The following is a 21,746-nucleotide window of genomic DNA, read 5'->3' as shown; positions in this document are numbered from 1 at the left end:
AAATGCCCGTTTTTTTAAAAAATAAAACATTTATTCGCGAAAAATAGTCATTTAATGTAAAAAAAATATTATACCAATAAAAGCTCTCCCCTTTTTTGGGAAGAGCTTTAAGGTATCCAGTATGAATGCTTCATGTTATTTGTTCAGTTCGAATCATGGAAGTCTTCGTCAAGAATAGATAGGATAATGATACTGACCATGCCAAAGGAGTATTCCCGTTTGGTATATTTCTGCCTCCAATATATAACTCAGGAACTTCCCAATTTTCCGGAATGATCATTTTTGTTTTATCTATATATTCATTAACTTTGTTCATCATGCCAAGTTCAAGGTAGCATAAGCCCAACCATGGAAGTCCGAAGCACCATTCCGCTTCTTGGCCGTCATTATAATAAAGGTCCTTCTCATATCTAATGCAACCATTTGTTCTTTCTAGTCTCTCTGTGACGTTCTTCAATATTTCAAGTGCTATTTCACGGTCTACCAGCCGATACGGATAAATCAGCGATAAAAGGGCTAAATCCGTCTCTTTTGAATAACTTTCCCTTGGAAGCAGGAAACGAAGTGTTTCTTCTCCCTTTTTAATCAGTTCTTCCTTGACGTTTACCAGCATCTTGACTGAATTCAAACCAGCTACGCATGCACCTATGCTTGAAGCGTGGATTTCTATATTTTCTTCCCACATCCCGTTATCTTCCGACTGCCAATATTGCAGGCATTCCAAATAATTGACCAGCTTTTGGACAATTTCTAAATCACGTTGGTTCCTTATCACCTTTTTACCATGCCTATATCCTTCACCGACACCCCATAAAAAGGCACCTACCGCATCATTTTGGGCATGCCCCCACTCATCGGGCAGTTCTTTAAGCTCAGTGGAATACCTTGCATGGATATGTTCAAATAGAAACTGGGGTTTCTGAACCGTATGAATATCTATCTTCCACTCATAGGTTTGAAATAAGTCGAATAAAGCATGATATGCTTTTTCGTAACGATTGGACGGATCATTTATAAAAGGTATTACTGTATAAACGACATCCCTTATCCAGACATAATTATAATCATCGGAAATGCTTGCAGTATATGCACCATTAGGAAGCCGCATGCGATCAAGAACCTCTAGGGCACCATTAACATTCATTAATTGAACACCTCCATAGTTATTTGCTTATTCCCATTGTAGACAGACTCCCGTTTTCTAAACGTTGGTTGTTGCTTTTTCAATTAGAAGCGCTTTCATTTCTGCTAACCAAAACGACCATTCAGAAGTACATTCACCCTAGTTTATGTAATCATTGGCCTTTTTGATAATCAAGCTTCCAATGTTCATTAAAAAGCGGCATTTGCCTAACCGTAATGAACGAACTCAAAAAGTTTGCGGTTTATGAAATAGGTTCTTGAGAAATAAAAACCCAGTAATGGCAAATCCATTACTGGTTATATCGGCCTATCATTAAAATGTTTAGTAATTATTAAAAGAAATTTCGTAATTTCATCAAGGCAAGCAAGCCAATCATAACCGTACCCAATAGTCTTTTCGTGAAAACGGCAACCAGGCAAGCTGGTAAAGATGCGGCCAAATTCACCCCATTATCCTAAAGTGTAAAGACCTGTTCTATGTGCAAAAGCGCCGCCATTAAGGCTACTTGCTCAAGCTTTAGCCAATCGATGCCCCCCATTCAGGAATCTGCATATTACTAAGCAGTGCAAAAGGACCGATGGTATGAAAGTTCCTATCGAAGACCCTGTTAGCAAAACCGATACTTAGGTATCCCATAAAATAGGTAAACAATCCTTAATTCTTACCTCGGAAAAACCACCGCTTTTCCATTCAGCATTATCCTGACTCGTATAATTTCACCGTTGTTTTAAGAAGTTCCTTCAATTGCTTTTCAGCTGGCCAAGCAGAATGGGCAACTCACTATATATTTCGATGATCTCATTTATCGGCATTCTAACTAAACCACTGGAAGAAGGGGCAACGAATTCCATGGTCTCATTGGATGTGGTTTCTTCTTGCAGCCCCCATGAGATTTTTCGTAATTGACGATATTCCTGATAGACACCCTTTCCTACAAAACAGACAAGTTTAGGTTTATACTTTTTTATTTTCCTTTTTAATTGTTTCCTTCCTTTAATGTACTCTTCTTTAGTGATATCGTCCGCTCCTTTTGTAGGCCTGGAAACGATATTGGTAAAACCATAACCTAAATCCAGCAATGACGAGTCTTCAGTCGGTTCATATTTCCTTGGTGTCAGCCCGGACTCGAAGAGGATTTTCCAAAAGCGATTATTTGGATTCGCATAATGATGACCAGTCTCACCTGAACGAATGCTTGGATTGAAACCTACGAACAAAATATTCAAATTTTCCTTCAAATGATCAGAGATGCCTTCCATATTAAAACTCCTTTTCAAATTTGCTATTTAATCATTGTACAAAACTGAAAAATATTTAACTACCTTTTGAATGGTGACGGCTCCATAGTATGGGTGCAGACCTGACAAATTGTATAGGGAAGACCTTTTGCTCCTAAAACATTACGTTCGCCTTCACTGGACACACTACTAGATATGAAAAGGATACCACAGTGGGTTGGTAAAGATTTTTTTCCTAGGAATAAATTGATAACCGATTTTTCCGATGTTCCGACATAAAGCAAAAACCTGCATGCTTTTCAAAGCTTGCAGGGATTTAAATTCGATAGAGTAAAAGAAATAGTTCCTCCTATTATATTTTGTGAAAGTGTAAATCACCATTTTAACAGTAGGAGCTATAAATTATTGATTCTGCTTCTTTTCTAAAATCATTCAAATCTCTCCGATGGCTTACTTTAGTAAGGGGTACTATGAATTATTAAACATTGGAGTGATAAGTCTCTCAATTTTTAGGAAACCTTAAAAAATGGTAATGAATCTATTAAATAAGATTAAGATCCTTTATTAAAACCGCAGCAACTTTATTGTCGGAATTCCATTTGGAAACGACTTTACTCGTAGGTACATACATACCTACGAGTTTATTTACGCATCGGAATATGCTTCTTGTGTACATTCGCTTCTTTCAAACTCGGGAATCACGAAACATTCTGGTGGCGTTCGATATGATCATATTTTCTCGCATTGGCCATCTTTTTGATGGTAAGAAGAATTCCAGAAAACCATATTATCACGATGCCAGTATAGATGTATATATGGGCTTCAATTGGAACCCATGTAGCTAATAATGTTTTTACATTAATTAAGATAATGAAACCGCCCACTAAAACACCCATTAATTGGGCAGGAAGCATCCTGACGAGCCAGGCTGCAATTGGTGCGGCAACCACTCCACCAATTATCAACGCTACCACCCAAAGCCAATTGACAGCTTCCCATCCAAGAGAAATGATAAAACCAAGACTTCCAAAGAAAGCAATGGCAAATTCACTCGTATCTACAGTTCCTACAGCTTTTCTTGCCGTCATTCCTTTTTTTGACAATAAAACAGGTGTGGCAATCGGTCCCCAACCGCCTCCGCCTGTTGCATCACAAAAGCCTGCAAAAAGGCCTAACGGAATGGATTGTTTTGCGGTCAATGGCCTTACGGTTTCATTTTCCTTTGACGGTTTAAAAATAAATAAAAAGCGGAATAAAACGTAAACACCAAGACCAAATAAAAATATGGCAATATACGGTTTTGCTAATTCGGCTGGCAGGTTACTCAGGAAACATGCACCTATAAATGCACCAACAGAACCTGGAATGATCAAGCGATAGACCATATTTTTATCCACGTTCCCAAACTTTATATGTGAAGCTCCGGATACTGCCGTTGTCACTACTTCCGATAAATGAACGGATGCTGATGCTACTGCAGGGGCAATCCCGAATGTCAACAATAAGGACGTGGAACTCACTCCATAGCCCATTCCAAGCGAACCATCGATTAATTGGGCTAAAAACCCGATAAAGGCCAAAACGATTAACTTTTTCATGACATTCCCCTTTTTTCACTAAAATAGAACCTATATCATCGACCCGATGGTACCGTTTGCCTGCATAAATCATTTAGATTTCCTTTAAGACACAAAGAGGCACCTAACCAAAATGAAATGACATGTTGGTTAAGTGCCTTCAGTTTTTCTGATCAGCCCAATGATATATTTTCTTCAGCTTCTACTGGTAAAAGCCTAGCTAAAAAACGATATCTTTCTTTTAAGGAATATTTATAAATATCCTCTATTGAGTCTTTCAATAATTTAGATTTTTCTTCTTTTGAAAATGACCCATTCTTTATAATCATTCTTGCTTCAAAAAGGAATTCAAGATATTCTTCATATGATTCTTCATATACTTTACCTAGGTCATTCCGTATTTTTTTTGCGAGCGTTGGACTTGCTCCATTGGTAGAAACGCTTATGGAAAGCATGCCTCTATTCAATGTGGCCGGTATATGAAAATTACCCAACTCATGATTGCTGATTACGTTAACCAACTGACTTTCGGATGCGTTCTCGTAAACTCGTTCATTTACTTCAGTAGAATTGGTAGCAACAATGATTAAAAATGCATCTTTATAGTCAGTTTCTTCCACTTCCTTAAGTAAGACCCGAATCTTACCTTCCTTCTCCAACACTTGAAAACCTGTGCATATTTCGGGGCTTACGACGGTAACTTCAGCACCAGCTTCCAATAAGGGGCCCGCTTTAAAGTAAGCTATTTTACCACCGCCGATGATGACACACTTTCTGTTCTCGATATTAAGCGTAATTGGATACATAGGCTCCCTCCCCACTCACTTCATGAATTCGTTCCGATATTGCTAGTTCAATCTTTGGGTGATAACCTAAATATCGGCAAAGTATGATTTTTTGCTTCCCCTTTTTTTGGATCTTTTTTATACTATTTTCAATCGATTGCATTAAGAGCCCTGTAAACAATAGGTAAGGAATGATAAATACTTGGTTTGATCGAGATTCCTCTGCAAATTCCAATGCTTCTGCAAAGCTTGGTGTGGCAGCTGTCAAATAACACTCTTGCACCCGGATTTTTGAAAACCTGTTCCTTAGCAAATCGGCCAGTCGTGACAAATCCCTTTTCACGTCGGGATCACTGCTGCCCCTTCCAACCAATAAAACCAAGGAATCCTCCGTAACACTTACATTTGTTTCCTCCAACCGTTCAACTAAAATGTCAACCATTTTCTCACTGACACCAATCGGCCTTCCGTATTTCAAGTCAACAGCAGGGTAGCGTTCTTTCATTTTATTCAATATGACTGGAATATCATGTTTTGCATGTACAGCTGTCAGCAATAGAACTGGAATGGCCAATATTCTCGTCGCACCTTTTTGGATGCATCTTTCGTAGGCCTCTTCAATCGTAGGGGTTTCCAATTCCAAGAAGCAATACTCTTGAATGGAATAGGGCTGTGCCTGCATACAAACTTTAATAAAATCAATGGCTTGGGCTGAAGCTTCTTTAACACGGCTGCCATGGCAAATATATAAAATGGCTTCCATTAAAAAGCCTCATTCGCCAACAAATTTTCGGTTTGTTTTCCTTCAAACCATTTGATCTTTTCCCGTAAATTAACGACATCTCCCACGACTATCATGCAAGGATTCGAAATTTGTTCGTTATTGGCGGTTTCCACTACTTTAGCCAACGTACTGACAGCTGTTTTTTGCGTTGTTAATGTACCCCAATGAATAAGGGCTACCGGAGTTTCCGGACTTTTTCCATGTTCCAGAAGTTTTCCTTGAATATATGGCAGGTTTTTAACACCCATATAAATGGCTAATGTATCGATTCCTTTTGCAAGGGATTCCCACTTGATATTATCCTCTTCATCTTTTTTCCGATGACCGGTAACAATTGCAAATGATGAAGCATGGTCCCTATGTGTAACTGGAATTCCCGCATAGGCTGTAGCGGCGATTCCAGCCGTAATTCCTGGTACGATTTCAAAGCTTACGCCACTTTTGGCAAGGGCTTCCGCTTCCTCACCGCCTCTCCCAAAGACGAATGGATCGCCGCCTTTCAAACGGGTGACTATTTTTCCCTTTTTTGCATATTTCACGAGGAACCGATTGATGGTATCCTGCTGCAACAAATGATAATCCGGCAGTTTACCGCAATTAATCAGCTCGACACCGTCTTTTGCATGATTCAAAAGTTCTTTATTGACAAGTCGATCATATAAAATGACATCAGCTTCTTGGATGCATTTTAATCCTTTTAATGTAATTAAATCTGGATCTCCGGGACCGGCTCCTACTAGATATACTTTCCCCATTTTTGCATCCTGCCTTCCCTTAGAGAATTGTTTCGAATTCCGATAAAACGAAACCTGCTCCATTTTTAATTTTCCTTTTTTCATATAATGAGATGTCATCCACTTCAGGCATTTTCAAATAATGCTTTTCCAGCTCGATATCAACCAGTTCAAACGCCTTTTCATCTGAATCGGCAACAATGATGACATGAATTGGTTTTTCCTTGATAGTGACTTCAAAACGGTATAGATTCATGGAATGCTTACCTTCCCCTATTAAACGGCCACTTCCGCTAATATATCATCCAGTTTACTTTGTAATTCGGCTATCCCTACCCTTTCCACAAAATCGAGAAAGGTTTCGGATAGTAGTTTTGTTTCTTTGAAAAATAGGATTATTTCTTTCAGAACATGATGGAGCTTTTCAGCTTCCACTTTTCCTTTAAGCTTTTCATTGAACTTCCCGCCCTCATTCAGCGTTCCTCCAACGTATATCTCAAAAGCTTCGACCATCTTTTTATCCTGGTTTTTCATTTTTATGCCTTGCAGCCCTATTTCGGCGATGGCTCTTTGACCGCAATTATTCGGACAGCCGACCATATGCATCCTTACAGGCACATCGAGATCTATTTCCTTGTCCAGTGATTCAGAAATGGTCCTCATTCGATTTTTCGTTTCAACGAGAGCAAGGTTGCAATACTCGATGCCTGTACAAGAAACGGAATATCCAATGAATTTCTTTGGTTGATATGGAAATCTTTCAAAGATGGATTCCTGCTTTAATTCCTCAAGTTTTGCATCCGGCACATTAGGAATGATTAGATTTTGAGAATTACAGTTGCGGATTTCACCATTTCCATATTTTTTTGCAAGTTCGGCAAACTCGATCACTTCGTCTGGGTTTAGACGACCAACTGGTATATTGACGCCAACATAGTTCAGACCATATTGCTTTTGTTTATGGATGCCGTAGAAATACCCTGCATTCCATCCCTTCACCGCACTTTCTCCCTTATCAGGAAGCGGACCGGTGTATTCCAGCAATTTTTCCTTGAATTGTTCAGGACCCCAGTCGGCGACAAGGAATTTCAAACGTGAGCGATGACGCTTTTCACGGTACCCAAAGTCACGGAATATCGTCGTGATGGCGGCAGCCACTTCCACAGTTTTTTCGGGTAAAATGAATAAGTCAAGTTCTTCTGCCAGCATCGGAACGGAGGAAAGCCCACCGCCTACTTTTACGTGAAAACCGACTTCCGTTACCCCATCAATTACTTTAGTAGCTGGATTGAATGAAACACAGTTGATTTCAGCATTTGAAGCATTATGGATATTGGCACTTATGGACATTTTATATTTCCTCGGAAGGTTCGAATAGTCTTCGTTAAGGCGGAAATACTCAAATACATCATAAAGTACCTCGCGTGTATCAAAAAGTTCATCAGGATCGATGCCTGCCAATGCATTACCGATGATATTACGGGTTATATCACCACAAGCACCAGCCGTAGTCAATCCAACCTTTTCCAAACGGTTCAATATATCCGGGACCTGTTCGATGGTCAGCCAATGGAATTGAATGGCTTGACGGGTTGTAATGTCATATACATCCCTCCCGTAATCTTTAGCGATGTTAGCTAGAGTTATTTGTTGATCATAAGTCAGGATACCTCCGGGAATAACGACTCGCATCATCCAATAACCAGCTTCTTTTGGCCGTTGCAGGTATAACCCTGCCCACTTGAACATATCCCATTTCTCTTTAGGGATGGAATCAAACCCATTTGCTGCGTAATGTGGAATATCATCAAATATCTTCAATCCGTCTTTTTCCAATTTCCAGATTTCCGTTTTATTTTTAGCGATTAGTGGATTTTCCGACCAAAATTTCTCGTAAACCATTTCATTTCCTCCTTGATTAAATCGCTTTCTTTGCTGTTAAATAACCGATTACCTGTTCAACGCACTCTTCAATGCTGTATTGGTCGGATTCTAAAATGATTTCCGGTTGTTCAGGTTCTTCGTATGGAGAGTCGATTCCGGTAAAATCTTTAATGATGCCTTTACGGGCCTTGTCATAAAGCCCTTTTGGATCACGCACTTCGCACTCTTCGATCGGACACTTTATGTATACTTCAATAAACTCCCCATCTTCGAGTAAATCACGTACAATCTGCCGATCTGCCTTGAAAGGTGATATGAAAGCGGTCAATACGAACTGCCCACTATCCACGAATAACTTGGAAACCTCACCGATGCGCCTAATATTCTCCGTTCTATCCTCTTCAGAAAAACCTAAATCTTTATTTAAACCGTGGCGGATATTATCACCATCCAAAACATAACTTCGAATATTCCGATTGTATAACTCTTTAGCGACCGCGTTTGCAATCGTTGATTTTCCGGAACCAGATAGACCTGTAAACCATAGAACCGTGCTTTCATGCCCGTTCTGCTTCCGTCGGTGCTCCTTGGTCAATGACGTCTCATGCCATGTGACATTCGTACTTTTACTCATTTGATTATCCCCCTCTTTATGTGACCCTTCCATTTATGTCCAATCAGTTATAAACTTCATTTTTTTTTAGACCTTCTATCAACACCTCGATGACTTCCTTACGGCTAAAGGTAGCTGGAGGAATTTCTCCATTACGCAACATTTCCCTAACCTTCGTTCCAGACAGGATGACATGGTCTTCCTTGCCATGCGGACAAGTTTTAGCGGAAGCCATATTGCCACATGCTTTACAGTAAAAACTATGTTCAAAGAATAATAGCGTGATCCCTAACTCATCTGCGTTAAAGTTCCCGAAGATTTTTTGAGCATCGTATGTGCCATAATAATCGCCCACCCCCGCATGATCACGTCCGACGATAAAATGGGTGCAACCATAATTTTTACGGACCATCGCATGGAAAATGGCTTCCCTAGGTCCTGCATAACGCATGGCAGCAGGGAAAACTGCAAGGGAGACGCGATCCTTAGGATAATATTTGTCAAGCAGCACTTTATAGCTTTCCATTCTTACATCTGCCGGAATGTCATCTGATTTAGTGGCACCGACTAGAGGATTTAAGAATAAGCCGTCGACGATTTCCAATGCTGTCTTTTGAATATATTCATGTGCACGGTGAACAGGGTTCCTCGTTTGGAAACCGACAACCGTTTCCCATCCTTTTTCAGCGAAAGCCTTCCTTGTCTCGATTGGATCCAAATAATGAGCTTGAAATAGCGGACGCTCTATTCTCTTGATTAACTTTATTTCCCCACCGACATATACATCCCCACGGTTATATAAATTTTTCACTCCAGGATGCTTCTCATCATCTGTTTGATATACCAATGTCGCTTCCAATTGCTTATCTGGAGTGTAAATATCAGAAACGGCGAGAACCCCGTATGTTTCACCTTCATGGGTTAATGTTACTTCTTCACCTATAGTAAGGCTTTCTGCAGTTTCTTCGGTCAAAGGCAGCGTAATCGGGATGCTCCATACATGTCCGCTGCTAAGCCTCATATCCTTTACCACTGTCTCATAGTCACTTTTTGTAAAGAATCCTTTAATCGGGCTGTAGGCACCAGTGCCTATCAATTCAAGATCGCTTAAAGCAATTTCATCGATTTCGATTGACTTCGTTATTTTACTATAATCATATTTTGGTTCCCAAAGATCGATTAATGTTCCTCCGTGCGGTATACTGATTGTCATGCTAATTTCCCCCTATGGTTTGGTTTCTATTTAGTTAAGCCTATTGTTTTTATTTATTTAAGATAAATGCAATCCGCATTCCGTTTTTTGAGCTCCCTGCCAACGGCCTGAGCGTAAATCATCTGCATTGAAGGCAGGTGCAGTACACGTTTTACAACCAATGCTCGGATATCCATTATCATGCAGGACATTATATGGAAGTCCATTTTTGTGGGCATAGCGCCAAACATCTTTCCAGGTCCAATGTATGAGTGGGCATATTTTAACTGATTTGAACTTATTATCCTTATTGATATACTCGGTCTTTGCCCTTGTTTCGGATTGCTCCCTCCGCAGTCCCGAAAGCCAGGCTGTTGCCGATGAAAGCACATCTGTAAGCGGAATGATTTTACGGATGTTACAGCACTTATTGGAATCACTAAGCCATAATTCATCGCCATATTCCGCCGCTTGTTCCTCAAGCGTCAAGTCAGGTTTCTTCATTTCGATCAAAAGCTTCGGATATCGCTTCTTCACTTCCTCGATCAATTGGTAAGTTTCCTCAAAATGAACATCTGTATCAAGGAAAACTATTTTTGCCGAAGGATTGACCTTCGCCAATAAATCCGTAAGCACGATGCCTTCAATACCAAAACTGCAAGCATAAATCAGTTTGTCTCCATAATGGTCATTCGCCCATTGCAGAACTTCCAAAGCACCTTTTGTCTCACTGTCTTCAGGAAATACGGGGAAGTCCCCTGTATTGAAATTTTCATAGTTTATTAATGCAGCCAACTTTGTAGCCCCCTCTAAAAACTTGCTGTATCAGGTTTGGTTAACTGTTGATCAATTCCCGTTGTAATATTCCCCGGGTTAATTGAATCTAGGAAAAAGAGACGAATCTAACCAATACTCTCTTTATATCAGTTAAACCCGCCTCTAGTTTTTCTAGTCAGCAGATACCTTATTTAATTCTTAGTTTTTCATTTCTTTCCATTTGAATGATTTTACCATCCTGAACAATAAGTGTAATGGATCCATATTTCATTGAATTAAGCATTTCTTGAAGTCGTTCAAAAATTTCTTCAAGCTGATTCTCTTTATTCAAACCAGTTCCTCCTTTAAGAAAATCCGCGAATATTTTATTTTAAATTTCTTAGATTTATATAATTCCATACAATCTTACAATGTTATGGTCTTCCTGAATTTTCAAAAAAAACAAAAATCTTTCCATGATGGAAAGATCGCAAGGTAAATATCTTTACCTTATCTTCCAAAATGATCAACATTTTGTTGGAGGTAGCACCTTGCATCCATCATGCAGGTTGCTGGACTTCAAAGGGCCAATTCCCTCCGTCGCTCTGGATAAGTTTTATTATTTTAAATATTAACATATATTTAATCCTTGTCAATGGAGTTTTCTTATAAAATAACTTGGTTTAATATTATGGATGAACTGTTATTTTTATACACACTATTCAATTTATGATTTTATGTTCATATAAATGCGAAAATAGACTCGTCTTTTTAGATAAAATCTCCAAAAAAATGAGTCTATTTTCATTAATGGGCCTATTTTTGACGCGTGTTATTCTAAAAAATTTCTAGGGTTCCAGTCTTTCTATACAAGGAATTAATTTATTGAAGTCATTAATTTCTTAACTGTATCGCTTCTACAAATTCTTGAACCTGACTTTGGACGCGATCAATTAAATGCAAATCATTGATCGGGTTTTCTGGATTCTGTTTATCTATTTCCTTATCAACGAAATAAATCCCCTGCAGCGGCTCTCCTTTTAATATTGAAATTAATGGTTTAAGCGCATAGTCAATCGCCAATAGATGCCTGTTACTTCCACCAATCATGATTGGCAGCACCGGCTTACCCTTAAAAGCACCTTCTGGCAGCAAATCAATCAAGGCTTTCAATACACCTGTATAAGAAGCCTTATAAACCGGTGAACCTATAATGACTCCTCTGGCTGCTTGAATTCTCTCTGAAAGCTTTGAGATTTCTTCGCTATTATATTTCCCTTGTAATAAATCATCTGCTGAGAAATCCGTAATCGAGAAATAAGCTGTAGTAAATCCTGCATTTTCGACTAATGATTGAATATGTTTTAGTGAAATGTCCGTTCTTGATGGAATAGCCGGACTTCCTGATAAAATTACGATATCGCTCATTTGATACCCTCCAATGTTACAAGATTTCCAGATATAATTTTCTTAAAGCATTTCGTGAAGTATGAATTTATCGTAATTGTCTGAAAAATATAAGTCAAATCTTAAACTCTGGACATCTTCTCTGAATGAAAAAAAGAAACGGTCATATTTACGGCTTGATGCTCATGCCATTAAATATGACCGTTTCATTATGTATGATTTTGTTTCCCATGAATACCATATACCAAAAGTTGAGCAATGCTCTTAATTCGTTCAGAAGTAAAATATGGCTCCTTTTTTTGTTGATGGATCTCATAATGTGTAGATAAAGCCAATGTGAAAGAAATGATCCCTACATTAAATAAAATAATATCAGAGATATATTGTATCTCTCCGTTATCTATTCTCTTCTGTATTTCAATATGCCTGGCATTTGGCTTGAAAATCTGATCTACATATTGCTTTGAAATATCTTGATCGAATTGTGTTTCCCTAAATAATATCGAAAACTGTTCTTTATTTTTAAGAATTTTTTCTATCATGGTAGTAACATGATTCTCCACTAGGTCATCTGTGGAGAGATGGCTAGTCCCATCTTCGGTTTCCTCTTTTTCATTAGGGGTAATTGTAGCCAAAAGTAAATCTTTTTTGCTGTCAAAATATTTGTATATAGTAGCTTCGGAAACATTGCATGCAGAGGCAATTTCATTCGTTCTTGTCATGTCAAAACCTTTAGTGGCAAAAAGAGTCCGGGCTACATTTATGATTCGTTCTTTGGTTTGCTGCCCTTTTTTCAAAAATATCAACCTTCTTTTATAAAGATAAGACCGGTTTCACCAATCTATTTCCCATGATATATCGCTGGTATCAATCGGTCAATATTACCTTTGATCTATTAGAATTCAATATTCCCATATATCATAAATGGAAAACATCGTCTGGTTGGAACGATGCTTTCCATTTATGAAAATCACTTAAAAGATGCATAGCCATCATCGACCATGACTACACTTCCATTGATTGCATCCGCTTCCTCTAACGATAATAGATAGACGGCATTTGCAATGGCTTCTGGCTTAATCAATTCACCGCGCATTTGACTTGCGTTCAATTTATCGATGATTCCCATGTCTTTATAACCTTGTATGATAGGAGTGTCAACGCCGCCCGGCGCAATGCCCACAACGCGTATGCCATAAGCGCCCAATTCCAAAGCTGCTGTCTGTGTCATCATTCTTACAGCGCCTTTAGTCGCCTGATAGGCAAAAGTCCCATGGGAAGCTAAGTAGCCAAACACAGAAGCGGTATTTATAATGACTCCCTTGTTACCCAGTTCCTTCATTTTCCGTCCTGCTGCCATGATTCCAAATGCAACTCCGTGCTGGTTCACTCCAATCGTTTTGTAGTAACCTTCCATATCTTGGTCTAGGATCATACCGCCCGCACCAATGCCGGCATTATTGAACATGATATCGAGCCTTCCGTATGTTTCCACTGCTTTATTGATTAACGATTCAACCTCTTCCTGCTTAGAAACATCCGTTTTAACAAAAATGGCATCTCCACCATTAGCTGTTATCTGATCAACGGTTTCCCGGCCCATTTCTTCATTAAAATCCGAAACAACGACCTTGTCCCCTTTTGCTGCGAATTTCAGGCATGTGGCTCGGCCTATACCGCTTGCTCCCCCTGTAATAACTGCAACTCTTGCTGTCATATACATTCCCCTTTCAAATAAGTAAGTGATTACTTACTTTTTATTATAAAAGTAAAGAATAGTAAATTCAAGCAATATGTATTTTTATAGAGTTTTGAGCTTTCAAAAGTAAAGCTGTCCTATTAATAGGACAGCTCCATTTGTTTAGCAGGTTTTCAATTCGGCCTTACTTACGGATGTCTTCACCATTTCAATGAAAAGTTGAAGGAAGCGATCATCACCTGTTAATTCTGGATGAAATGCACTTACGAGGACATGGTCTTGTCTCGCAGCCACTACATTCTCTTCATAAACGGCCAATACTTCTACACCTTCTCCAACTTCATCAGCAAATGGCGCCCGGATGAATACTGCCTTATAAGGGTATTCCATTCCTTTGATGGATAGGTCAGCCTCGAAACTTTCCCGTTGACGTCCAAATCCGTTCCTTATCACGGAAATGTCCATTAGTCCGAGATATGCCTCCTCATCGCCAGTCAATTCATTGGCTGCCAATACCATTCCCGCACATGTACCGAAAATAGGTTTTTTACCTTCGAAGAAAGTTTTGATCGGTTCCATAAATCCATAACGATCCATTAGCTTCCTCATCGTCGTGCTTTCTCCGCCTGGAATGATCAAGCCATCGATTTCCCGCAACTGTTCCGGTTTTTTTACTATAATCGCTTGTTCGCCGGCAGCTTTGATTTGGTTCAAGTGTTCTTCAACCGCTCCCTGTAACCCCAAAACACCGATCGTTATCATATTACCATCCACGTTCCTGCATCCGTTCTGCCGGAGCCAGTTTGGAAATATCAATGCCTTTCATTGCACTGCCCAATTCTTTGGACAACTTGCCAATCAATTCATAATCGGTGAAATATGTAGTCGCTTGAACGATTGCTGATGCGAATTTTTCCGGATTTTCAGATTTAAAAATACCAGACCCTACGAAAACGCCATCTGCTCCCAATTCCATCATCAATGCTGCATCTGCTGGAGTGGCAATTCCGCCAGCTGCAAAGTTAACTACAGGCAATTTACCTGTGCGTTTGATTTCTCTTAAAATTTCAAATGGGGCTCCAAGATTTTTTGCCTCAGTCATTAATTCATCATCACTCATGATGCTCACTTTGCGAATTTGTGACTGTACCTTTCTCATATGACGCACAGCTTCCACAATATTACCTGTTCCTGGTTCTCCTTTTGTACGAAGCATGGATGCTCCTTCACCAATACGGCGCGCAGCTTCGCCTAAATCACGGCAGCCACAAACGAAAGGTACTGTGAAATCACTTTTTAGGATATGGTATTCTTCATCCGCGGGTGTCAGCACTTCACTTTCATCGATATAATCCACTCCCATGGATTCCAGGACCCTTGATTCAACGATATGGCCAATCCTTGCTTTAGCCATGACCGGGATTGAGACAGCATTCATTACTTCCTCGACAATTCGCGGATCTGCCATTCTTGCTACGCCGCCAGCCGCACGGATGTCAGAAGGAACCCTTTCCAATGCCATGACAGCGACCGCACCGGATGCTTCTGCGATTTTTGCTTGTTCTGCGTTAATGACGTCCATAATTACGCCACCCTTTTGCATTTGTGCCATTCCTCTTTTTACTGTGTCAGTTCCTAATAATTTTTCCATTTTTTTCTTCCCCCTAATATTTTCATTTTTTAGATTTGTTAGGCTTAGTATAAAAAAGAGTTGACCGCATTGAAAGTGTCAGTTTTAATAAATTTAATAGGGTCAGTAATATTTTTCAAAAAGGTGGCAAAAAAAATGAATATGCTTTCATGTGATTTAAATCGATTAAGTGAAGTAGCTTTGTACGAACAATTATATTCATATATTAAAAAAGAAATCATTGATGGCCGTCTTCTTTACGGCACAAAACTGCCTTCCAAACGGAAATTGGCAGAATTCCTTCAAATAAGTCAAAATACTGTCGAGACTGCATATGAACAACTGACTGCTGAGGGATACGTTGAAGTCATACCAAGAAAAGGGTACTATATTCAAACATTCGAGGATTTAGAGTATACACAAACTAACCAAGTATCATTGGAACAAAGCAATCATAAAGAAAGGGAATTGCTATATCATTTTCATCCCAGCCAAATTGACACGGAACATTTCCCATTTGAAAAATGGAGAAAATACATGAAAAGCAAAATCGATGAATCACATCAAGATCTTCTTTTACTTGGGGATTCCCAAGGGGAATATGAATTAAGATGTGAAATTGCCCATTATTTGTATCATGCACGTGGTGTACAATGTGTTCCCGAACAGATCATCATTGGTGCAGGAATGGAAATTTTATTGCAGCAGCTTGTCCTTCTATTCGATAAAAATGCCATCTATGGTGTTGAAGATCCTGGGTATCACTTGATTCATCGGATTTTACGCAGCTACCCAAATGAAGTCCATCCACTGCGAATTGATGAGGAAGGCGTAAAGGTGAACCAAATTGAAGATTCAAACATCGACGTTGTGTATGTCACTCCCTCACATCACTTCCCAAATGGGACGATCCTATCCGTTAACAGACGGACGAGATTGTTGAACTGGGCTCAAGGGGCATCAAACCGATATATTATCGAAGACGATTATGATAGTGAATTTCGTTATAGTGGAAAAACAATTCCTTCCTTACAAAGTATGGATGCTGGTGATAAGGTGATTTATTTAGGGTCATTTTCCAAATCATTGATGCCATCAATTCGGATCAGTTATATGGTCCTTCCCGCTCCATTGTTACAAATGCACCAACAGGAATTGTCTTTTTACCATTCAACCGTTTCTCGGATTGATCAGCATGTGTTGACACAGTTCATGAAGGAGGGTGATTTCGAAAAGCATTTAAATCGGATGAGGAAAGTGTACCGTCGGAAGTTGGATAAAGTGATTGATCTATTTAAACCCCATGAACAAATAAAAATCATTGGAGAGCGGTCAGGATTGCATATCGTCCTCATCGTCAAGAACGGCATGGATGAACAGACACTTATTCAAAAGGCAAACGAAGATCATATCAAAATTTATGGACTATCGACATATTCGATCGAAAAAATTGACGAACACCCTCCAAAAATCATATTGGGCTTTGCAGGGATTCCTGAATCCGAATTAAAAAACGCCATTCACCTTTTATTGAACTCATGGGGGATATAAATAAAAAGAAGTTCACTGACGTGAACTTCACAGACTGTAGACAAACTTCGATTAAAATCGAGTTTGTCTACAGTTTTTTTAGCTTGGACATATTGAACGTTGATTGGAACGTAGGGCACTCGCTTTCCGCGGGCGGTGTCCGGGAGCCTCCTTGTCGCAATTGCGCCTGTGGGGTCTCCTTTGGACTCGCTATTCCCGCAGATGCAGCTTGACCAGCGATTACAAGGGAATGGAATCATAGACCGCAAAATGTATGCTCCGGGGTTCGAATAATTCGTTGTCGGTCAAATAGAGTGCGGTTTGGACGAAAAACTGCTTCGTCTGAAAACAACTGAGAGGTTTTTCGAATAAAAAGAATCCAGGCAAACTCACTTTTCTAAGAGTTTGCCTGGATTCTGAAAATTTCACTCTTGTGGAATTTTTTAACTTTTAGATAAATACAGTTCCATCATATCTTTTGGTACCATGCTCCCGCCGGTCGCCCAGATGACATGCGTCGACTGGTTCATTTTATCCAGCAGTTTTTGATCCATAAGATATTCCCTTCCTTCTGGAGCTGACAAAAGTTGTATCGGACCAAATGCTCCTGCTAGGGCAGATGGCTCTAAATAATGGCCTTCCGTCTCTGCCATTTCCTTGAGCAGTTCGAATAACCTTTTATCCTCTATGGTATAGCTGCCGCTTAACATGGTCGTCATCATACTGGAAACCAATGCTGAAGGCCTTCCTACTGCAAGACCATCCGCTTCCGTCTTATTATCGATACCAAAGTCCTGAACGGAAACTTTGTCATGAAGGCCTGTCATCAATCCAAGCGTCATGCAGGGTGAATGTGTCGGCTCTGCAAAAAAACAATGTACATCATCTTCAAAGGCTAACTTGAGCCCATATGTTATGCCGCCGGGGCCGCCGCCCACTCCGCATGGTAAGTACACTAACAAAGGATGATCTTCATCTACTGTAATGGACATTTCTTTCAATTGTTTCTTCAGGCGCGTTGCAGCCGTCGCATAACCTAGCAGCAGATCCATGGAATTTTCATCATCAATAAAGTGGCAATCGGGATCAAGTGATGCTTCTTTACGTCCTTCTTCTACAGCTTTACTGTAATCATCATCATATTCCTTTACAATGACACCCAGACTTGTTAATTTATCCTTTTTCCACTGTTTAGCATCTGCAGACATATGAACCGTTACTTTAAATCCCAGCTTCGCGCTTATTATTCCAATACTCATTCCTAAATTACCGGTTGAACCGACAGCAATCGAATATTTTGAAAAAAGCTCCTTATATTCATCACTCGCAAGTACTCCATAATTATCAGTCCGCTTTAAACCGCCATGCTTCATTGCTATTTCCTCAGCACGTTTTAAGACCTCATAAATACCTCCGCGTGCCTTGATTGAACCTGATATAGGTAAATGGCTGTCACATTTCAGCAAAAGTTTTCCCGCAATTTTAGTTCCATAGGATGTTTCCAAGTTTTTTTGCATGAAAGGAATCTCGACTAGGGGTGATTCAATGATCCCCTCCATTGGTTCGGTTTCTGGAAATGCTTTAATTATATAATTGGCAAATCTATTTAATCTTTCTTCAGCCGATTTAACTTGTTCAGCTTGGACGATAGAATTTTCTTGTTCGTTACCGTAATGCGGATTCGTCCAGAAGACTTCATTCATCTCCACCACATTATTAAGTATAGGATCTTTCGCTTTCCAATCCATAATTGATAAACCTGCGATTTTAGGCATCTCCACAGCAGTCCCCTCCGTATATGTAGTATTCATCATCTACTATAACTCAACAAACTGCAATAAAGATTACAATTTTCACTTTTTTACGAATTATCAGCTTAGAAAGTTAAATTCACTTTTAATTTCCCTCGCACACTATTAATGAACCAAATTTCCTCTGCGTTATTGAGGTCAGCCTTAGAAATGTTTTTTACCTTGATTTCCTTCTTCCTGATCAATTCTTGACGAAACGTTCCAGCAAGCAGACCTGATTCCACCGGAGGGGTATAGAGGTCACCATTTATCTTCACCACTACATTTCCGTTCGTGAATTCCGTGATGAATCCTTCTTCATTCCAAAGCAGAACATCCTGGAAGTCGGGATTATTCGTTTGAAAGCTTTCATAGACATCACGATTGGTGGTCTTATGAAATAGAAATGGATTTGCCGTTGATATTTGAACTTCGGCCAGTATGGCCTTGAATTCTGGATCAAGGGGCTTGATTGCTTGTCCCGAGACTTCTAACTCGCCATTTTCATGTAGTAGTACCCTTACTTTTTGCAACGTCCCATGGTTTATTTCCGCATACTTTTGGAGTCGATCTCTAAGATACGATTCAGAGAATCGATAATCGAAGTACTCAGCGGATTGTTTCATCCGGTCGATATGATCATTCAACAAATAATATTCGCCATCGCTGAGCTTTATCGATTCCAATAGTTTGTAAGCAGGCCTTTCCACCGTCAATAATTTGGCTTTTAAAAAGGCTTCGTCATATTCTTCCGATAACTCGGAATCCCAAGTGATCCCCCCGCCTACCCCATACTCGGCTTTCCCTGTTTCCTTATCGATCACGACCGTACGAATCGGCACATTAAAAACAGCTTCGGATTCAGGCGTGATGAACCCGATTGCACCGCAATAAACTTCACGTGGTGAATTCTCGATATCAGCGATGATTTCCATCGTTTTAATTTTAGGTGCCCCTGTTATCGATCCACAAGGAAAAAGGGCCTTGAATATATCAATGATTGTTGTTCCTGGATTCGTATCGGCTGTAATCGTGGATGTCATTTGCCAAACGGTCGGATATTTTTCAATTGCCTTAAGTTGTGGAACTTCGACGCTTCCTGGTTCTGCAATCATTCCCAAATCATTTCTTAGCAGGTCCACAATCATGTAGTTTTCAGCTTGATTCTTTTCCGAGGCTGCCAACCATTCAGCATTGAGCTGATCCCCTTTCAGTGTCGTTCCCCGCTTTACCGTTCCCTTCATGGGCCGAGTAATCAACTGACCATCTTCCCAACGAAAAAACAACTCGGGTGAAGCCGATAGGATTCGATGTGAACCCACGTTCAAATATGCACTATAGTTCGAGCGTTGGGCTCTCTTCAAACGTTCAAAAAACGCGAAGTCATCTCCCTCGAACTGGGATTGCAAACGCATCGTATAATTGACTTGGTATGTGTTGCCTTTCTTGATTTCTGATTTTATTCTTTGAAATCCAGAACGATAGGCATTTGAATCCGTTTCTGATTGCCATTCAGCTAAATTAAATGCCCCGGTCATTTTTTCAGGTATTTCCTCTTCCGGTTTATCAAAAATCCCAAACCATAATAATGGCATTTTGGCTCCATCTTTTACTTTAAAGGATTGTTCAAAAGCAGGGGCCGCTTCATAGGAAACATATCCCGCTGCATAATTCCCCTGTTCGATCGCTTCCTGGACTTTTTGGAATTGGGGAAGGACATCTTCAATTGAATGGGCGGTGATCACTTTTTTCGGATTCGCAAAATATAGTGGCCTGCTGTCACCTTGTTTATCTGTGAAGTGAAATATTAAGGATAAAGGATCTTCTCGTTTCATTACTCTCTCCTAACTTTGTTTATGAAGCCAATCGGTATGTATTTTTATAAAAAAGCTTGCAGACATGGGATCTGCAAGCTCATTCTTTAATAATTATTTCATTCCAGTAACCTCTGCAATGATTTCATAAGAACGAAGGCGTGCTTCCTGATCATAAATGGCAGAGTTTATAATCATTTCATCCGCCTGTGTTTCATTTAAAAATGACTGCAACTGCTCTTTTACCTCTTTAGGATTTCCTATAATGGAAGCATTCAGTTGCTTCATGACAATGGCCTTTTCATATTCTGTCCAAAGGCCTTCCATCGTATCAACTGGAGGAGCAAGTTGACCTGGCGTGTTCCGTATCAAATTCAAGAACTGCTGTTGATAAGATGTAGCAATCCTTTGCGCTTCTTCCGTAGTATCGGCTGCAAAAACATTGATACCAACCATAACATAAGGTTTATCTAGAACGTCGGATGGTTGGAAATTATTGCGGTAGCGGGCTAAAGCTGGTTGAGTATTTTCAGGGGAAAAATGGCTTGCAAATGAAAATGGCAATCCCAGCTGTGCTGATAATGCTGCACTGAACCCACTTGAACCAAGCAGCCAAATCGGGATGTCCTGCCCTTCTCCAGGAATGGCGCGAACACGATTATGTTTAGAATCCGCATCTAAATAGCTACGGAGCTGCGCCAATTGTTCAGGAAAATCCTGACCGTTATTACGTACATCACCCCGAAGTGCCATGGCTGTATATTGGTCGCTTCCCGGAGCACGCCCCAGTCCTAAATCTATTCTGCCAGGATACATTGCTTCCAATGTTCCAAATTGTTCTGCGATAACCAGCGGTGCATGATTCGGTAGCATTATGCCTCCAGAACCCACCCGAATTCTTTCAGTCCTGCCTGCAACATAGCCTATAAGCACTGACGTTGCAGAGCTTGCAATCCCAGGCATGCTATGATGTTCCGCAACCCAGAAACGGTTGTAATTCCATTGCTCCGCATGTTTAGCTAATTCTACTGTATTTTTAAAAGCTCCCGAAACTGTGCCACCCTCAACTATAGAAGCCAAGTCCAGAACGGAAAAAGAAATGTCGCCAAGTTTCTTTGCATGTTGATCAGCATTCATATCTTCATCTTCTTTCTTTCAATTATGATAAA

The 21,746-nt window shown here is 39.9% G+C and carries 21 protein-coding genes and 1 riboswitch; of the genes, 1 reads left to right on the top strand and 20 read right to left on the bottom strand.

The annotated features are described in order from the left end of the window. Positions 1-130 precede the first annotated feature (130 nt). From J7I90_RS16095 to pdxS, 17 genes are all read right to left on the bottom strand, one after another. Positions 131-1,144 (bottom strand): glycoside hydrolase family 15 protein, encoded by a 1,014-nt coding sequence (locus J7I90_RS16095; RefSeq protein WP_214772839.1) that lies wholly within the window; start codon positions 1,142-1,144, stop codon positions 131-133. A 740-nt stretch (positions 1,145-1,884) separates the two neighbouring features. Beyond that, positions 1,885-2,403 carry a mismatch-specific DNA-glycosylase gene (locus J7I90_RS16090; RefSeq protein ID WP_214772838.1) on the bottom strand — a complete coding sequence of 173 codons (519 nt, stop codon included), beginning with the start codon at positions 2,401-2,403 and terminating at the stop codon, positions 1,885-1,887. 677 nt (positions 2,404-3,080) lie between these two features. Then, entirely contained in the window at positions 3,081-3,980 is a 900-nt protein-coding gene (locus tag J7I90_RS16085) for a sulfite exporter TauE/SafE family protein (protein WP_214772837.1), read from the bottom strand. A 152-nt stretch (positions 3,981-4,132) separates the two neighbouring features. After that, positions 4,133-4,765, bottom strand: coding sequence for an NAD(P)-binding protein (locus J7I90_RS16080; RefSeq protein ID WP_214772836.1), 633 nt, complete (start codon positions 4,763-4,765; stop codon positions 4,133-4,135). Beyond that, entirely contained in the window at positions 4,746-5,507 is a 762-nt protein-coding gene (locus tag J7I90_RS16075; RefSeq protein ID WP_214772835.1) for a sirohydrochlorin chelatase, read from the bottom strand. Before J7I90_RS16075 ends, J7I90_RS16080 begins: the two co-directional genes overlap by 20 nt. Further along, positions 5,507-6,283, bottom strand: a complete 777-nt coding sequence (cobA, locus tag J7I90_RS16070; RefSeq protein ID WP_057277558.1) for a uroporphyrinogen-III C-methyltransferase — start codon at positions 6,281-6,283, stop codon at positions 5,507-5,509. Before cobA ends, J7I90_RS16075 begins: the two co-directional genes overlap by 1 nt. Before the next feature lie 19 nt (positions 6,284-6,302). Then, positions 6,303-6,518 carry a DUF3906 family protein gene (locus J7I90_RS16065; protein ID WP_034306935.1) on the bottom strand — a complete coding sequence of 72 codons (216 nt, stop codon included), beginning with the start codon at positions 6,516-6,518 and terminating at the stop codon, positions 6,303-6,305. 20 nt (positions 6,519-6,538) lie between these two features. After that, complete coding sequence (locus J7I90_RS16060; protein WP_214772834.1) at positions 6,539-8,164, bottom strand: nitrite/sulfite reductase; 1,626 nt, start codon at positions 8,162-8,164, stop codon at positions 6,539-6,541. Positions 8,165-8,180: 16 nt separating this feature from the next. Further along, the gene (gene cysC / locus J7I90_RS16055; RefSeq protein WP_214772833.1) at positions 8,181-8,780 is read right to left on the bottom strand and encodes an adenylyl-sulfate kinase; all 600 of its coding nucleotides are present in this window, start codon (positions 8,778-8,780) and stop codon (positions 8,181-8,183) included. Between the two features lie 43 nt (positions 8,781-8,823). Further along, on the bottom strand, positions 8,824-9,972 hold the full coding sequence (gene sat, locus J7I90_RS16050) for a sulfate adenylyltransferase (RefSeq protein ID WP_214772832.1): 1,149 nt from the start codon (positions 9,970-9,972) through the stop codon (positions 8,824-8,826). Positions 9,973-10,029: 57 nt separating this feature from the next. Next, complete coding sequence (locus J7I90_RS16045) at positions 10,030-10,746, bottom strand: phosphoadenylyl-sulfate reductase (protein WP_214772831.1); 717 nt, start codon at positions 10,744-10,746, stop codon at positions 10,030-10,032. Between the two features lie 169 nt (positions 10,747-10,915). After that, positions 10,916-11,059: a YezD family protein gene (locus J7I90_RS16040; RefSeq protein WP_082609336.1), complete on the bottom strand. Its 144-nt coding sequence runs from the start codon at positions 11,057-11,059 to the stop codon at positions 10,916-10,918. 155 nt (positions 11,060-11,214) lie between these two features. Then, a riboswitch (SAM riboswitch) is annotated at positions 11,215-11,323 on the bottom strand. A gap of 278 nt (positions 11,324-11,601) precedes the next feature. Next, positions 11,602-12,135: an NADPH-dependent FMN reductase gene (gene ssuE / locus J7I90_RS16035; RefSeq protein ID WP_214772830.1), complete on the bottom strand. Its 534-nt coding sequence runs from the start codon at positions 12,133-12,135 to the stop codon at positions 11,602-11,604. 188 nt (positions 12,136-12,323) lie between these two features. Then, positions 12,324-12,911, bottom strand: coding sequence for a TetR/AcrR family transcriptional regulator (locus tag J7I90_RS16030; RefSeq protein WP_214772829.1), 588 nt, complete (start codon positions 12,909-12,911; stop codon positions 12,324-12,326). A 173-nt stretch (positions 12,912-13,084) separates the two neighbouring features. Continuing rightward, entirely contained in the window at positions 13,085-13,831 is a 747-nt protein-coding gene (locus J7I90_RS16025) for an SDR family NAD(P)-dependent oxidoreductase (RefSeq protein WP_214772828.1), read from the bottom strand. A gap of 144 nt (positions 13,832-13,975) precedes the next feature. Further along, complete coding sequence (gene pdxT / locus J7I90_RS16020) at positions 13,976-14,575, bottom strand: pyridoxal 5'-phosphate synthase glutaminase subunit PdxT (protein WP_214772875.1); 600 nt, start codon at positions 14,573-14,575, stop codon at positions 13,976-13,978. Between the two features lies 1 nt (position 14,576). After that, positions 14,577-15,464, bottom strand: coding sequence for a pyridoxal 5'-phosphate synthase lyase subunit PdxS (gene pdxS / locus J7I90_RS16015; RefSeq protein WP_214772827.1), 888 nt, complete (start codon positions 15,462-15,464; stop codon positions 14,577-14,579). A gap of 135 nt (positions 15,465-15,599) precedes the next feature. Between pdxS and pdxR the strand changes: the two genes are divergently transcribed. Next, positions 15,600-16,994 carry a MocR-like pyridoxine biosynthesis transcription factor PdxR gene (gene pdxR / locus J7I90_RS16010; RefSeq protein ID WP_214772826.1) on the top strand — a complete coding sequence of 465 codons (1,395 nt, stop codon included), beginning with the start codon at positions 15,600-15,602 and terminating at the stop codon, positions 16,992-16,994. A gap of 422 nt (positions 16,995-17,416) precedes the next feature. On the opposite strand, the gene J7I90_RS16005 is transcribed toward pdxR, so the two are convergent. The 3 genes from J7I90_RS16005 to J7I90_RS15995 all read right to left on the bottom strand — a co-directional run bounded on the left by J7I90_RS16005 (position 17,417) and on the right by J7I90_RS15995 (position 21,714). Next, positions 17,417-18,748, bottom strand: coding sequence for a D-serine ammonia-lyase (locus tag J7I90_RS16005; protein WP_285289438.1), 1,332 nt, complete (start codon positions 18,746-18,748; stop codon positions 17,417-17,419). A 101-nt stretch (positions 18,749-18,849) separates the two neighbouring features. Continuing rightward, positions 18,850-20,598, bottom strand: coding sequence for an aminodeoxychorismate synthase component I (pabB, locus tag J7I90_RS16000; protein WP_214772825.1), 1,749 nt, complete (start codon positions 20,596-20,598; stop codon positions 18,850-18,852). A gap of 93 nt (positions 20,599-20,691) precedes the next feature. After that, positions 20,692-21,714 (bottom strand): LLM class flavin-dependent oxidoreductase, encoded by a 1,023-nt coding sequence (locus J7I90_RS15995; protein ID WP_214772824.1) that lies wholly within the window; start codon positions 21,712-21,714, stop codon positions 20,692-20,694. Positions 21,715-21,746 lie beyond the last annotated feature (32 nt).

Source organism: Bacillus sp. ISL-57, assembly GCF_018613135.1.
Lineage (GTDB): Bacteria > Bacillota > Bacilli > Bacillales > DSM-1321 > Peribacillus > Peribacillus frigoritolerans.
Note: the sequence above shows the minus strand (reverse complement) of the source record. Positions and strands in the feature narration are given on the sequence as shown.